The 14,590-nt window shown below is 32.3% G+C and carries 15 protein-coding genes; 1 reads left to right on the top strand and 14 read right to left on the bottom strand.

Annotation, left to right across the window (positions count from 1 at the left end):
* Window positions 1–35 precede the first annotated feature (35 nt).
* The 10 genes from MK851_RS06890 to MK851_RS06845 all read right to left on the bottom strand — a co-directional run bounded on the left by MK851_RS06890 (window position 36) and on the right by MK851_RS06845 (window position 11,126).
* Complete coding sequence (locus tag MK851_RS06890; RefSeq protein ID WP_320242630.1) at window positions 36–1,088, bottom strand: D-alanine--D-alanine ligase; 1,053 nt, start codon at window positions 1,086–1,088, stop codon at window positions 36–38.
* Between the two features lie 3 nt (window positions 1,089–1,091).
* A complete protein-coding gene (locus MK851_RS06885; protein WP_303506371.1) occupies window positions 1,092–1,331 on the bottom strand; it encodes a DUF6095 family protein in 240 nt (79 codons plus the stop codon).
* Complete coding sequence (murQ, locus tag MK851_RS06880; RefSeq protein ID WP_320242628.1) at window positions 1,324–2,139, bottom strand: N-acetylmuramic acid 6-phosphate etherase; 816 nt, start codon at window positions 2,137–2,139, stop codon at window positions 1,324–1,326. Before murQ ends, MK851_RS06885 begins: the two co-directional genes overlap by 8 nt.
* Window positions 2,140–2,344: 205 nt before the next feature.
* A complete protein-coding gene (locus tag MK851_RS06875; protein WP_303506375.1) occupies window positions 2,345–4,570 on the bottom strand; it encodes an NADP-dependent isocitrate dehydrogenase in 2,226 nt (741 codons plus the stop codon).
* Window positions 4,571–5,290: 720 nt separating this feature from the next.
* Window positions 5,291–5,638: a 50S ribosomal protein L19 gene (rplS, locus tag MK851_RS06870; RefSeq protein ID WP_303506377.1), complete on the bottom strand. Its 348-nt coding sequence runs from the start codon at window positions 5,636–5,638 to the stop codon at window positions 5,291–5,293.
* Between the two features lie 122 nt (window positions 5,639–5,760).
* On the bottom strand, window positions 5,761–6,435 hold the full coding sequence (trmD, locus tag MK851_RS06865; RefSeq protein ID WP_320242624.1) for a tRNA (guanosine(37)-N1)-methyltransferase TrmD: 675 nt from the start codon (window positions 6,433–6,435) through the stop codon (window positions 5,761–5,763).
* A gap of 29 nt (window positions 6,436–6,464) precedes the next feature.
* A complete protein-coding gene (locus tag MK851_RS06860) occupies window positions 6,465–7,325 on the bottom strand; it encodes an RluA family pseudouridine synthase (protein ID WP_320242622.1) in 861 nt (286 codons plus the stop codon).
* Complete coding sequence (gene ggt, locus MK851_RS06855) at window positions 7,325–9,004, bottom strand: gamma-glutamyltransferase (RefSeq protein WP_320242620.1); 1,680 nt, start codon at window positions 9,002–9,004, stop codon at window positions 7,325–7,327. Before ggt ends, MK851_RS06860 begins: the two co-directional genes overlap by 1 nt.
* Window positions 9,005–9,010: 6 nt before the next feature.
* On the bottom strand, window positions 9,011–9,598 hold the full coding sequence (locus MK851_RS06850; protein WP_303506384.1) for an ACP phosphodiesterase: 588 nt from the start codon (window positions 9,596–9,598) through the stop codon (window positions 9,011–9,013).
* Window positions 9,599–9,662: 64 nt separating this feature from the next.
* On the bottom strand, window positions 9,663–11,126 hold the full coding sequence (locus tag MK851_RS06845; protein ID WP_320242617.1) for an aminoacyl-histidine dipeptidase: 1,464 nt from the start codon (window positions 11,124–11,126) through the stop codon (window positions 9,663–9,665).
* 70 nt (window positions 11,127–11,196) lie between these two features.
* Here MK851_RS06845 and recR point away from each other — a divergent pair, with 70 nt between their 5' ends.
* On the top strand, window positions 11,197–11,814 hold the full coding sequence (gene recR, locus MK851_RS06840) for a recombination mediator RecR (protein ID WP_320242615.1): 618 nt from the start codon (window positions 11,197–11,199) through the stop codon (window positions 11,812–11,814).
* A gap of 148 nt (window positions 11,815–11,962) precedes the next feature.
* Here recR and MK851_RS06835 read toward each other — a convergent pair whose 3' ends face one another.
* The 4 genes from MK851_RS06835 to MK851_RS06820 form a co-directional block, all read right to left on the bottom strand.
* Window positions 11,963–12,364 (bottom strand): lipocalin family protein, encoded by a 402-nt coding sequence (locus MK851_RS06835; protein ID WP_303506391.1) that lies wholly within the window; start codon window positions 12,362–12,364, stop codon window positions 11,963–11,965.
* 72 nt (window positions 12,365–12,436) lie between these two features.
* Window positions 12,437–13,027, bottom strand: a complete 591-nt coding sequence (locus MK851_RS06830) for a CopD family protein (protein WP_320242613.1) — start codon at window positions 13,025–13,027, stop codon at window positions 12,437–12,439.
* Window positions 13,028–13,029: 2 nt separating this feature from the next.
* Window positions 13,030–14,058: a ferrochelatase gene (gene hemH / locus MK851_RS06825; RefSeq protein WP_320242611.1), complete on the bottom strand. Its 1,029-nt coding sequence runs from the start codon at window positions 14,056–14,058 to the stop codon at window positions 13,030–13,032.
* A gap of 13 nt (window positions 14,059–14,071) precedes the next feature.
* A complete protein-coding gene (locus MK851_RS06820; RefSeq protein WP_303506398.1) occupies window positions 14,072–14,587 on the bottom strand; it encodes a TrmH family RNA methyltransferase in 516 nt (171 codons plus the stop codon).
* Window positions 14,588–14,590 lie beyond the last annotated feature (3 nt).

Here is a 14,590-nt window from a genome sequence, read left to right as displayed (position 1 = left end):
AATATGTATCGGCGGGCAAATATAAAAAATAATTTTTATTTGGAGAGACGTTTGATTTTTTTTGTGTACTTTTTTAATAAAATAATTTCATTAAGAAAACTTATAGAACTTTTATATGGAGTGTTGAAGTTTCTATGATTTGTAATAGCAATAGTAAAGAGCGATTTCCAGTGGGTTCTTATAGCTTTTAAAGCTTTTAAGTAGGTGTAGTTTTCTGCATCATAAATATGTGTAGGTTCTGCTATAATTCCATTGATTTCTAGTATTTTAAAGTCGATTCCTTTTTCTAGTTCGTCAAAGGTGTTGTACTTTAAGTCAATTCGTCCATAGTACCAACCTGGTATTGATTTACTAAGCTTATCAAAAGTGGTGGTTAGTTTATCACTTATTAAATGATTACCATTAATAAATTGTGTTCCTTTTGAATGATTACCTATAGCTGTAAGTTTAATAATTTTGTTTTTAATAGGTATTTCTGTCAGTTTATCTTGGTGAATTTTAGTAAATAAGTCGATGTATAATTTAGCTCTTTCATCAGCAAGGATAAGCTCTTTTAATGTAGAAGTACCATCTCCTGTAACAGATAAAAAACGTTTTAGCGTTAATGAAGAAATCTTACCAGAATCATCTTTTGGATTTCTGTGGTAAAAAATACCGCATTCATTCTCATGGTCTAAAAATTCTTGAATGATAATATCAATAGAGTACTTTTCAATATAGTTTTTTAAGGCTGCTTTTGAAGCTATTTTCTCAACTAATAAACCTCTAAAACCCACATCAGGTTTTGCTATTAAAGGGAAGTTTATTTTTTGCTTTTGTATTTTTTTATAAACTGTTTCAAAATTAGTGTTTGGTTTTATTAAAACCGATTTAGGTCGGTATTTTTCAGGAACCAATAATATGGTTTCGTATTTGCTTTCAGTACCGTTTCCAGAGCTTTTTATGCAGGGGTTTGCAGCACTAAAAAAAGTTAAGTGTTTAGCTTTAAAAGCTAAATAAAAAGCGTAAGGAAGATTAGGAAGGTAAAACATCGCCGAGGGCCAGTGCTCCCAATTTATTATTTTTTTTATGGAATTGTTTTTTATCAAAAGTTATTTGCTAAAAAGATGGTCTAATATGGTTTTAAAAGTTTTAAAACCATAATATACAGTAAATAGTATTAATAAAACACCAACCACGAGCAAACCATAAGCAATAAAAACTTTAGGGGCTTCTTTAAAAGCACGTAAGGCTTTAAAGGCAATACTTAGTATTAAAGGAGAAATAATAAGCAAGCCTAAAAAAACTAAAAGCTTTTTTATACCAGTTTCAAAAGTAGTAGGTTTATTCATTTGTAAATTTTTTTATAGCTTCACGAACATTTCCATATTTTTTTAATAATTCGCTAGCTGTCTTTTGGTCGATGTTTAATTCAGAAGCTAACATTTTTTCTCCTCTATCTACTAATTTGTTGTTGGATAGTTGCATATCAACCATCTTATTCCCTTTAACTCTTCCTAATTGAATCATACTGGCTGTAGATAGCATATTTAATACTAATTTTTGAGCAGTTCCCGCTTTCATACGAGAGCTTCCTGTTACAAATTCAGGACCTACAACGACTTCAATGGGAAATTGAGTGGTTAATGATAACGGACTATCTTGATTACAGGTAATACAGCCTGTTACAATATCGTTATTATTGCATTCTTCTAAAGCAGAAATAACATAAGGAGTGGTACCTGATGCGGCAATTCCTATAACAACATCTTTTGAAGAGATTTGATGTTCTTGTAAATCTTTCCAACCTTGGTTAGTAGAATCTTCTGCAAATTCAACCGCTTTTCTAATGGCATAATCACCACCAGCAATTAATCCAATGACCAATTCATGGGGAACACCAAAAGTAGGAGGGCATTCACTTGCGTCTAGGATACCTAAACGACCACTAGTGCCTGCACCGATGTAAAATAAACGGCCACCTTTTTTTAACTTCAAAACAATTTGTTCTGTGAGTTTCTCTATTTGTGGGAGTGCTTTTTCTACAGCTAAAGGAACTGTTTTATCTTCTTTGTTAATGTTATACAATAATTCAGAAATATTCATTTTTTCTAAATTATTGTAGTTAGACTCTTGTTCGGTTGTTTTGGTAAACTTCATGTTTCAAATTTACTAATTAAAAATTTCAAGAAATTAGAATGTGACGATTATAATTTTTTTGTGTCTTAACTATGAGCCAAGCAATGTTATGGGGGATTAAATAATAATTCGGGGGACATTATTGTTTAGTAATTTGTTTGGTTTATTTTAATAAAAAAGCAGGTGATTTTTGCCACCTGCTTTTGAATTTTATATAATTGATTAATTATATACTTTGTAAAATATCATTAAGAGTTTCACTAGGTTGCATAACTGCATTAGCTAATGCGTTATTAGGTTCGTAGTATCCTCCAATATTTACTGCTTTACCTTGAACAGTATTTAGTTCTTCTACAATTGTAGTTTCATTTGTTGCTAATTTTTCTGCAATAGGAGCAAATTGAGCTTTTAACTCGGTGTCTTTGTCCTGAGAGGCTAAAGCTTGTGCCCAATACATTGCTAAATAAAAATGAGAACCTCTATTATCTAATTCTCCAGTTTTTCTTGATGGTCCTTTTTTATTGTCTAATAATTTGTCAGTAGCATCATCTAAAGCTTCCGCTAATATTTTTGCTTTGTTGTTATTGTTTGTTTCTCCCAAATGTTCTAAAGAAACAGCTAAAGCTAAGAATTCACCTAAAGAATCCCAGCGTAAATGATTTTCTTCTACTAATTGTTGAACATGTTTTGGGGCAGATCCTCCAGCACCAGTTTCAAATAATCCACCACCATTCATTAACGGAACGATAGATAGCATTTTAGCTGAAGTTCCTAACTCTAAAATAGGGAATAAATCAGTTAAATAATCACGCAATACATTTCCTGTAACAGAAATAGTTTCTTTACCTGCTTTAACTCTTTCTAATGTATATTTAGTAGCTTCTACTTGAGATAAGATTTTAATTTCTAATCCAGTGGTGTCATGGTCTTGTAAGTACTTTTCTACTTTTTTAATGATTTCTCTATCATGAGCTCTTTCTTCATCTAGCCAAAAAACTGCAGGTGCTCCTGTAGCTCTTGCACGAGTAACAGCTAATTTAACCCAATCTTGAATAGGTGCGTCTTTTGTTTGACACATTCTCCAAATATCACCAGCTTCAACAGTATGCTCTAATAAAGTAGTTCCGCTAGCATCAATCACTTCAACTTTTCCATTAGAAGTAATTTCAAATGTTTTATCATGAGAACCGTATTCTTCAGCTTTCTGAGCCATTAAGCCTACGTTAGGAACTGTACCCATTGTAGTAGGATCAAAAGCACCATTTTTTTTACAAAAATCGATAGTTTCTTGGTATAAACCAGCATAAGAACTATCAGGAATTACAGCTTTTGCATCTTGAGGCTTTCCTTCTTTATTCCACATTTGACCAGAAGTACGAATCATTGCTGGCATTGAAGCGTCAATAATTACATCTGAAGGAACATGTAAGTTGGTAATTCCTTTGTCAGAGTTTACCATTGCTACATCAGGATTGCTAGCATAAATAGCTTCAATATCTGTTAAAATCTCCGCTTTTTTATCTGCTGATAACTCTTCGAGGTTACTTACTAAGTTTCCAAAACCGTTGTTTACATCTACACCAATTTCTTTAAAAGTTTCACTATGTTTAGTAAACAAATCTTTAAAGAAAATACGTACAGCATGACCAAAAATGATAGGGTCTGAAACCTTCATCATAGTTGCTTTCATGTGTAAAGAGAATAACACTCCTTTATCGTTAGCATCTTTAACTTGTTCTTCTAAGAAAGCTAATAATGCTTTTTTACTCATTACTGAAGCATCAATAACTTCTTTAGCTAGTAATGATACTTTATTTTTTAAAACAGTTTTATTTCCGTCAGCATTTGTGTGTACAATTTGTACGTCAGTTGCGTTTGGTACAGTAACTGATTTTTCGCTGTGTGCAAAATCACCTTCTGTCATTGTAGAAACATGAGTTTTAGAGTCAGCACTCCAAGCACCCATTGAATGAGGATTCTTTTTTGCGTAGTTTTTTACAGCTTTTGGAGCTCTACGGTCAGAGTTACCTTCACGTAAAACAGGGTTTACAGCAGATCCTTTTATTTTATTATAACGTGCTAAAATTGCTTTCTCTTCATCAGTTGTAGCTTCTTCTGGGTAATTTGGTAAAGCATAACCTAAAGCTTGTAGTTCTTTTATAGCAGCTTTTAATTGAGGAACAGAAGCTGAAATATTTGGAAGTTTAATAATGTTTGCTTCGGGCTTTTTTGCTAAATCTCCTAAAAAAGCTAAGGCATCTTCAACCTGCTGCTCTTTAGGTAAAAGGTCTGAAAAATTAGCAAGAATACGACCCGCAAGAGAAATATCTTTGGTTTCTACTTCTATGTTAGATGATTTTGTAAAAGCTTTTACGATTGGTAAAAACGAACGAGTAGCTAATGCTGGAGCTTCATCCGTTTTTGTGTACATAATTTTAGCAGTCTTATTCATATTTATAAGTAATAAATTAAATTATATTTTGAAGTGACGCAAATTTAAGAATTACGGTTGAGTTTTTTGATGATAAATTGTTATTAATTAGGGTGTTTTGTTACGAAATTGACAATTTAAATAGGTGAAATAGAGGTTTTGTTATTAAAAACAAAAGCCATATCAAACAATTTCTTGTAATTGATATGGCTTTCTTGAAATAGTAAGGATGCTGACCTGTATTACTACATAGTCAAATAAAACTGCGTTTATGCTTTTTCCTTAGAAAAAACTACGTTACTACTTCAAAAGAAACTTTACTTTATAAATTATGTCACCTATAAAATAAAAGCTTCGATGTTTTTAAACAGCTTAATTAAGCTAAATAAAAACCAATAATACTTATAAACTTATAACTAGAAAACTATAAATTATTAATAACTTACAATTAATCAAAAATTATAATGATTGTACTTAGCTTTAAGTATGTTTAAAAACAAAATATATAAAGAACGTTACTTTAAAGGTTTACTTTTGGTGATTAATATAGTTAACTATAACTTTGATGTCACTTACTTTGTAAACTCTATTCCCAAATATAAGGAATAATACTGTTTTTTTAGTAAGTTTAAGTGTTTTGTTATCAACAGTTTGAGAAAGTGTGTTATTAACAAAAAGTGAATAAAAAAAACACCATGATATTCATGGTGTTTTTTAAGTTCTTTTGAGTAGAAGATTTTTTTAGTGTCTTCTTTCTTTAATTCTAGCTTTCTTACCAGTAAGACCTCTAAAGTAGTAAATACGTGCTCTACGTACTTTACCTGTTTTGTTAATTTCAATCTTCTGGATAGAAGGTAAGTTAATAGGGAAGATACGCTCAACACCTACAGTACCAGACATTTTTCTAATAGTGAATGTTTCAGAAGCTCCGCTTCCTCTTTTTTGGATAACAACTCCTCTAAAAAACTGAGTACGAGTTTTGTTTCCTTCTTTAATTTCGTAGTATACTGTAATAGTATCTCCAGCTGTAAATTCTGGTAATTCGTTTCTTGTTACAAATTCGTCTTGAACAAATTTTACTAAATCCATTTTATTATTATTTATGGTTGTATAAAAGCAACATTCACGATTTTCGTCAGAGGTTGATTTTGTGGCTGCAAACTTAAAGCTTTTCTTTTGATAAAAAAAATAAATAAAACGCTGATTATTAGTTAATCTAATAAATCTGGACGTATTTCTTTTGTTCTTTTATAAGCTTGTTCTGAGCGCCATTCTTCAATCTTAGGAAAGTTTCCTGATAATAAGACTTCAGGTACTTTCATTCCTTCATATTCTGAGGGCCTTGTATATACCGGTGGAGATAGTAAGTTATCTTGAAAACTATCTGTTAAAGCAGAAGTTTCGTCACCTAAAACACCAGGGATTAATCGAATTACAGCATCACATAAAACAGCGGCAGCTAATTCACCTCCAGTTAAGACATAATCGCCAATAGAAATTTCTTTAGTTACAAATTTATCACGTACGCGTTGGTCTACACCTTTATAATGTCCTGTTAAAATGATAATACTTTCCTTTAATGAAAGTGTATTTGCCGTAGCTTGATTTAGAGTTTTAGCATCAGGAGTCATATATATAACTTCATCATAAGTCCTTTCAGATTGAAGTTTTTCAATACACTTAGCTATAGGTTCAATCATTAAAACCATTCCAGCACCCCCACCAAATTGATAATCGTCTATTTGACGATAATTACCAAACCCATATTCTCGTAGGTTATGAAAATGAACTTCAGCGAGTCCTTTATCAATAGCCCTCTTCATCATTGAATTTTGAAATGGACTCTTTATTAAGTCGGGTTCTACCGTAATAATATCTATTCGCATGCGGCAAAGATAGCTGTTTTAAAGGAGATTTATTGCGGGAATATTTTTTTGAATTTTTTAGGAAGCTCTTTAGTGATAGTTATTTCTTCTTTACTAAAAGGATGTGTAAAAGTAAGCGTAGATGCATGTAGAAACAATCCTTTCCCTTTCATGATTTTATTTTCTAAAAAATAATCCTTGTCCCCTAAAATAGGATTGTTTATAATAAGTAAATGTTTACGTAGTTGATGTTTTCTACCTGTTTTTGGGTTCAGTTCTACTAAATTCAAAAAATCAAATCGAGGAGACTCTACTGATTGTATAACTTCAAACGAAGTAAAGGCACTTTTGTTATCGATAGGTAAATCAATTTCTCCACTTCGTCCCATTTTACCAATACAAATAGCATAGTATGTTTTCCTAATTTCTTTTTTTTCAAATAGTTGATTTAAAGCAATAATACTCTCAGTTGTTTTTCCAATGAGTAATAACCCGCTAGTTGGATAATCTAAACGATGAACAGGTCTTGGGCGAGTAGCGTCAGGTAAAGTACTTTTCTGTAAGTTTTGTACAAGTGCGTTGTCAATTGTAGCAAAGGAATTTCCGCTTACTAAAATTCCTGCAGGTTTATAAACTATAGCTAGATAATCATCTTCAAAAAGAACTTCTAAAGGAAAGTTAAAATGCTTTTTATGTATGCTTTCTTTTGATTGAAGTAACTCAATGGTTTCCCCTCCTTTAATGTACAAAGCAGTTGTGGCTATTTTACCATTAACTTTAACGACCCCTTTTTTAATGGCTTTTTTTAATCCTGATTTGGTAGGTAGTGAGGTGAAAACATCAACACCATATTCTTGTAACCGAATGGGATTTTCTAACAGAGGAACTTTATGAGTTTCTTTTGAAACCATTAAAATCCTATAGCTTTATCATCACCACGAGGATCAGCACCACCTTCTAATTTTCCATTAGGAAGTATTAAAATAGCATCTACTTTTCCAATAATTGGTGAGTTGGTTTCGTCTAATTCGTATCCAAGACTTTGTAAGTTTATTTTTACTTGTTTGTCAAATCCTTTAGGTTCCATTTTAATCACATCAGGCAACCATTGATGGTGAAAACGTGGTTGATTCACGGCTTCTTGCATTCCCATGTCAAATTCATGTACATTTAAAATGGTTTGTAATACAGAAGTAATAATTGTTGAACCACCGGGTGTTCCTACAACCATATATAAGTTTCCGTTTTTCTCTACAATAGTGGGAGTCATTGAGCTTAACATACGTTTTTCAGGTTCAATTTTATTAGCTTCAGCACCTACTAACCCAAACATGTTTGGTACACCCGGCTTGCTTGAAAAATCATCCATTTCGTTATTTAAGAAGAAACCTAAGTCTGAACAATATAATTTAGAACCATAAGCTCCGTTGATTGTTGTAGTGGCAGAAACAGCATTTCCGAATTGATCAACGATAGAGTAGTGGGTGGTTTCATCACTTTCAATCATAGTAATACTTCCATGAGAGACATCGGTAGAAGAAGTTGCCTTTTCAAAAAAAAAATCATTCATTCGGTCTTTTGTGTATTCTTTACTAATAAGTGTTTCAACTGGAATTTTTACAAAATCAGGATCAGCCAAATAAAAACTTCTATCTGCATAAGCTCTACGTTCTGCTTCAGTAATTACCTGCATAGTTTTTGTTGAATTATGACCGTATTTGTCTAAATCAAAAGGTTCAATTCCATTCATTATTTGTGCTAAACAAATTCCTCCGCTAGCAGGTGGAGACATAGAAATAATTCGTAAATCGTCGTAGGTAAAAGTAATCGGAGTTCTCCATTTAGCTTCGTATTTAGCCAAATCCTCTTCATTTATAATTCCACCATTCGACTGCATAAAAGCAACGAGACGTTTGGCGGTTTCACCTTTGTAAAATTCATCTCTACCATTTTGTGAAATACGTTCTAAAGTTGAAGCTAAAGCAAGATATTTGATAGTGTCTCCTTTTTTCCAAAGTTTATCAAAAAGAATAGAGTCTTTATTTACTTTTAAAAAATAATGTTGATATTTTTTTATGCGGTCTTCTTGTTTTTGAGTAACTACAACGCCTTTTTTAGCTAAAGCTATGACTGGTTTTAAAATTTCTTGAATAGGTAATGAACCAAACTTTTTATGTGTGGCAAAAACACCAGCTACTGTTCCTGGAACCCCTATTGCCATAGCTCCTAAAGTGCTTTTATTTTCAATTACATTACCTAAGCTATCTAAATACATATCTTTATGAGCGGCAAGTGGAGCTTTTTCACGATAATCTAATGCACCGATTTCTCCTGTGCCTTGTCGATAAACCATAAATCCACCACCACCAAGATTTCCAGCATAAGGGTAAGCGACTGCTAATGCTAGTTCGGTAGCAACCATAGCATCAAAAGCGTTACCACCTTTTTGTAAAATATCTGAACCAATTTTTGAAGCCTCTTTGCGGGCAGAAACAACCATGGCTTTTTCGGTAACTGTACCTACAACTTTTCTCTTCTTACAACTGTATAATACTGTGAGTATTGAAAAAAATAAGAGTGCTTTTTTCATGTTTTGTTAACTTAGTTCTTTTAGTTTTTGATGCGAGAATGCACGGAGGTCTTCAAAAAAAGTAGTGAAATCGTTTTCGAAAATTTGATAATTTTCTAGTAAGTCTTCCGTAGCTAAGTTCATTTTTGATTTTCCATCAGTACGCCTATTCATACCATTTAAAACCTCTTGAATTCCTTTGGCAAATTGATAATTGTATAACCAATTATATTGTACCATATAAGGAAGCATTTCTTGTGTTCTTTCAGGAAGACTATCAATATTTTCTTGAAGTAATTTATATACAGAATTTACATATATATTTAACGGAATTTGAGAATAGTTTCTCCAGTTTTTGGCTAAATAATGATCGTAAAAAATATCGATAATTACACCATCGTAGTGTCGATAGCGTTCATGTAAGCGTCGTTTGCTTATTCTAACAATTTTATGCGCATCCGTATACGTATCAATTTCTCGATGCAATAAAATGCCTTTTTGAATATCTTCATGAAAGTGAGAAAACTTATTGCCTTTCACGTGGTCTGCTATAAAGTTACCAATCATGATGTTTGTGTTATCTTCAGAAAGGTATAAGTGCGCTAAAAAATTCATTTTATAAATGTAAACAAAAAACCACAACTGTAGAGTTGTGGTTTTAAAGTTTATGTATAAGTTTTTAATTCTTTACAGGAGTGTTCTTTAAAATTTCTAATAAAAACTTCCAGAATTTTTGTGTTGATGATATCTGTGCACGCTCATCAGGTGAGTGAGCCCCTTTAATATTAGGTCCAAAAGAAACCATATCCATTTCTGGATAGTTTTGACCTAAAATACCACACTCTAAACCTGCGTGACATGCTGCTACATGCGGCTTATCGCTATGTAATTTTTCATATAAGTTAGTTACAGTTTTTAATATTTCAGAATTTACGTTAGGTAACCATCCTGGATACGAACCAGAAAACTCTACATCAAAACCAGCTAATTCAAAAGATGAACGTAACGAGTTTGCTAAATCCCATTTATTAGTTTCAGAAGAAGAACGTGTTAAACATCCAATTTTAATAGTTCCGTCTTTTACAATAATACGAGCAATATTATTTGAAGTTTCTACTAATCCTTCAATATCAGGACTCATTCGATATACACCATTTAAAGCAGCATAAATTGCTTTAATTAATCCTTCTTGAACGCCTAAATCCATTACAGTTTTAGGAGTGTCAACTTCTTTTAATTCAATAGTAAGGTTAGGTTCTAATGTTGAAAACTCAGCTTTAATATTGTTAATAAGCTCATGTATTTCAAATAAGAAAGGTTCTTTAGAAACAGCATCAATAACTACAGTAGAAAAGCTTTCACGAGGAATGGCATTACGTAAGCTACCTCCGTTAATTTCAGCAACACGTAATCCGAAGTTGGTAAACCCGTCAAATAATAAACGGTTCATTATTTTATTAGCGTTTCCTAAACCTTTAATAATATCCATTCCTGAGTGACCTCCATTTAACCCAGTAACAGAAATTTCATAAGCGATGGTGTTTTCAGGAGTAGTTTCTTCATTATAACTTCTAGTTGCAGTAACATCTACACCACCAGCACATCCCATTCCTATTTCATCATCTTCTTCAGTATCTAGGTTTAATAAAATTTCACCTTGTAATAAACCACCTTCAAGTCCCATAGCACCTGTCATGCCTGTTTCTTCATCAATTGTAAACAAGGCTTCGATAGCAGGATGAGCAATGTCAGTAGATTCTAAAACTCCCATAATAGCAGCAACACCTAAACCGTTGTCGGCTCCTAATGTAGTTCCGTCAGCTTTAACCCAATCACCATCTACAAACATTTTAATTCCTTCGGTGTCAAAATCAAAAACAGTATCAGCATTTTTTTGATGGACCATATCTAAATGGCTTTGCATAACGACTGTTTTTCTGTCTTCCATTCCAGTTGAAGCAGGCTTACGAATAATTACATTCCCTACGTTGTCAACCATAGTTTCAAGATTTAGGTTCTTACCGAAATCTACCATAAACTGTATTACTCTTTCTTCTTTTTTAGAAGGGCGAGGTACAGCGTTTAAGTCGGCAAAATTTTTCCAAACAGCTTTTGGTTCTAGGTTTCTTATCTCTGAATTCATGTGAATTGAAGTTTTAATTTTAAAGCTACGAAGATACTTAATCCTTATCGAAAAATTGTAAATTCGCAGCATGGATTTTTCATCAAAATTATTAGAAAATGCAGTAAATGAAGTAAGTCGATTGCCAGGAATTGGTAAGCGTACAGCACTTCGTTTGGTGTTACATTTATTAAAACAACCGAAAGAGAACACGAAGTATTTAGCAGAGGCTTTAACGCATTTGCGTAACGATGTAAAATCATGTAAAAAGTGCCATAATATTTCAGATACAGTGTTATGTGATATTTGTAGTAATCCGAAGAGAAATGCAGAGATTGTATGTGTGGTAGAAGATATTCGTGATGTAATGGCGATTGAAAACACAGCACAATACAGAGGTTTGTACCATGTGTTAGGAGGAAAGATTTCTCCTATTGAAGGAATTGGTCCTCAGAACCTACAAATTGAATCACTAGTAGAAAAGGTAAAAGAAGGTGAGATAAAAGAACTAATTTTTGCGTTGAGTTCTACGATGGAAGGTGATACCACCAATTTTTATATTTATAAGCAGATAGAACAATGGGGAGTAACAACATCAACCATTGCTAGAGGGATCTCAGTAGGGGATGAGTTAGAGTATGCGGATGAAGTTACTTTAGGAAGAAGTATTGTGAATAGGATACCTTTTGAACAGTCGATTAAAGGATAAAAAAGAGACTGTTCAAAAGTTAAGAGTAGAAATAAAAGTTTTCTGTTAACTATGTCTTTTTTAATCAAAAAAGCTCTGTTTTTTTGATTAAAAAACAGAGCTTTTATAGAAGAATTAAATTTTGTTGTAGAAGTCCTTGTAAGAATTTTTACTTTTTCTTGAAGGTAGTGATAGCGGTTGTTGTTCCGTCAGGTGTATCTTCAGTAAATATTTCTTGATAGGTGTTGTTGTCTTTAAGTAATATTTTGCTTGATTCATCATCTCCTTCTCCTAAAGTTGTGTAATTATTATTGCCTTTATTAGTCCATGTTCCTTTAAACGTTTCTTCAGTAAGACAAGTGTTCTCTCCGTTGTAATAAGAATAAGTAGCTGTAAATGTACCATTTTGAGAGAATTTGATTGTTGTGTTTTTTTCACAATCATTAACTTCTTGCTCATTTATAGAAAACTTATACCAAGTTCCTACTATAGGGTCTAAATTGTTTTCGTCGTCAGAAGAACAAGCTAATAAGCTAAACAAAGCAATTGTTAAAACTAAAATTTTTTTCATAGTTAAATGTGATTTAATTTGAGGTTTATAATTTGCGGCGAAACTAGTAAAGTTATTTGTTATAAAAAAAAATTAATTATCTAATTTCTCATCCTCTTCAATCAATTCTTTTTCATATTTATCCCAAGATTTTTTAGCTCTTACTTTTTTATAATAACGAATACCAATCATCAGTAATACTCCAAATAAGATAATTCCTACAACACCCCAAATCCAGTTAATAGCACTTTTTAAAACAACTAAAAATACAACAGCGAATAAAATTACTGTTGGAATTTCATTAAAGAGGCGAAGTTTATTAGAGGAATACTTAATCTCGTTACGCTGTAATTCCTTGTAAACTTTATGGCAAAATCCATGATAAAAATATAGTGCTAATACAAAGGCTAATTTCACGTGCATCCAAGGCATTTCTAAATAAACAGGGTTTTTATACAACATCCAAAAAGCAAAAAAACTCGCTAAAAATAAAGAAGGCCAAGTAATAATATACCATAAACGTTTAGACATTAACTTGTATTGGGTTTGTAGTATAGACTTAGCTGGTTCGTCTTTTTTTTCTGCTTCTACATGATAAATAAATAAACGACCTATGTAAAATAACCCGGCAAACCAAGTAACTACAAATATGATATGTAATGCTTTTACGTATAAAAAGTCCATAATTAATTCTTATTGAAATCGTTAATCCATCCTGCTAAAACATCCACCCACTCGTCATTATCATTAATACAAGGAACAGTGTAAAATTCTTCACCGCCTGCTTCTAAAAATTCATGTTTACCTTCCATAGCTATCTCCTCTAAAGTCTCTAAACAATCAGAAACAAAAGCGGGAGTTACAATAGCTAATTTTTTAATGCCGTCTTTTTCAGCTTTATTAACAATTGTTCTATCGGTATATGGTTGTAGCCAAGGATCAACACCTAAACGTGATTGGAATGAGGTAGAAACTTTATTTTCGTCTAACCCTAATTCAGAAATGACATTTTTGGTAGTTTGATAACATTGATGACGGTAGCAATATTTATGAGCTTCAGAAGGAGTATTACAACAACTTAAATTTCCTGCTTCAGGATTACAGTGCGATTTTGTAATGTCAGATTTTCTGATGTGACGTTCTGGAACTCCATGATACGAGAATAAAATATGATCGTAATCTTTGTCAGACAAATAATCTTTTATGCTATTAGATAGTGCTGTAATGTATTCTGGTTTGTTGTAAAAAGCAGGTACATCGGTAATTTTCATACCAGGGAAGAACTCTTTTCTTAATTCTTCAGCTAATACCAAAATAGTCTCAGTAGTTGCCATGGCAAACTGAGGATATAACGGAACTAATAAAACATCTGTAACACCCTTGTCATGTAATTCTTGTAAACCACTTTTAATTGATGGATTTCCATAGCGCATTGCCAAAGCAATAGGTAGTTCTGTTTTTGTTTGTACTTTGTTTTGTAAACGTTCTGATAATACAATTAAAGGAGAACCTTCTTTCCACCAAATTTTTTGATAGGCTTCTGCCGATTTTTTTGGTCGTGTATTTAAAATAATGCCTTTCACAATAAAAGTACGTAACCAATAAGGAACGTCAATAACACGCTCATCCATTAAAAACTCCCCTAAGTATTTTTTTACATCTTTAGGGTTGGTGCTTTTTGGTGATCCAAGGTTTACTAATAAAACTCCTTTCATATTTTGGCTGAATTTATTTCAGAATATTTTTATTTAATTGGTTTGTTGTTTCGTATAGAGCAATAGCTAAACTATGAATTACATTCATGCTAGAGTTACGCCCATACATTGGTATAGCGACTGTTGCATCTACTAAGTTAACGTTTTCTATACCATTTCTTTCGCTGCCCAAAAGTAACACAATTTTAGAATGTGGGCTGAAATCATAATCGCTAATATTTATGCTTTCATCGGTAATTTCAATGCCAATAATAGTATTTCCTTCTTCTTTTAATTGATGGATAAGTTGTTCAAAATTCCCATAAGTATCATATGGTATTTGCTGAATAGTGTTTCGAGCTGTTTTCTTAACAATTCTATTGTCTATAGTGGGTGAACTTTCGTGTAAATAGATTTTGGATACTCCAAAACTTTCAGAAATACGAAAACACATACCTATATTTTCAGGAGTACGGATCGCATCACATACAATAGTTATAGGAAATTCTTGTTGGTTGTTTTCTATATCGTAATGGGTAAGTTGTTTCATTTT

The organism is Tenacibaculum sp. 1B UA (assembly GCF_033978845.1).
Classification (GTDB): Bacteria; Bacteroidota; Bacteroidia; order Flavobacteriales; family Flavobacteriaceae; genus Polaribacter.
This window is presented reverse-complemented; position numbering and strand designations above follow the sequence as displayed.

What these genes read in the sequence shown, in the direction of transcription:
- MK851_RS06820 (WP_303506398.1), bottom strand. Translation starts at nt 14,587, where the DNA reads ATGAAACAACTTACCCATTACGATATAGAAAACAACCAACAAGAATTT.
- MK851_RS06835 (WP_303506391.1), bottom strand. Translation starts at nt 12,364, where the DNA reads ATGAAAAAAATTTTAGTTTTAACAATTGCTTTGTTTAGCTTATTAGCT.
- murQ (WP_320242628.1), bottom strand. Translation starts at nt 2,139, where the DNA reads ATGAAGTTTACCAAAACAACCGAACAAGAGTCTAACTACAATAATTTA.
- MK851_RS06850 (WP_303506384.1), bottom strand. Translation starts at nt 9,598, where the DNA reads ATGAATTTTTTAGCGCACTTATACCTTTCTGAAGATAACACAAACATC.
- hemH (WP_320242611.1), bottom strand. Translation starts at nt 14,058, where the DNA reads ATGAAAGGAGTTTTATTAGTAAACCTTGGATCACCAAAAAGCACCAAC.
- rplS (WP_303506377.1), bottom strand. Translation starts at nt 5,638, where the DNA reads ATGGATTTAGTAAAATTTGTTCAAGACGAATTTGTAACAAGAAACGAA.
- MK851_RS06860 (WP_320242622.1), bottom strand. Translation starts at nt 7,325, where the DNA reads ATGGTTTCAAAAGAAACTCATAAAGTTCCTCTGTTAGAAAATCCCATT.
- MK851_RS06885 (WP_303506371.1), bottom strand. Translation starts at nt 1,331, where the DNA reads ATGAATAAACCTACTACTTTTGAAACTGGTATAAAAAAGCTTTTAGTT.
- MK851_RS06830 (WP_320242613.1), bottom strand. Translation starts at nt 13,027, where the DNA reads ATGGACTTTTTATACGTAAAAGCATTACATATCATATTTGTAGTTACT.
- MK851_RS06845 (WP_320242617.1), bottom strand. Translation starts at nt 11,126, where the DNA reads ATGAATTCAGAGATAAGAAACCTAGAACCAAAAGCTGTTTGGAAAAAT.
- ggt (WP_320242620.1), bottom strand. Translation starts at nt 9,004, where the DNA reads ATGAAAAAAGCACTCTTATTTTTTTCAATACTCACAGTATTATACAGT.
- trmD (WP_320242624.1), bottom strand. Translation starts at nt 6,435, where the DNA reads ATGCGAATAGATATTATTACGGTAGAACCCGACTTAATAAAGAGTCCA.
- recR (WP_320242615.1), top strand. Translation starts at nt 11,197, where the DNA reads ATGGATTTTTCATCAAAATTATTAGAAAATGCAGTAAATGAAGTAAGT.
- MK851_RS06875 (WP_303506375.1), bottom strand. Translation starts at nt 4,570, where the DNA reads ATGAATAAGACTGCTAAAATTATGTACACAAAAACGGATGAAGCTCCA.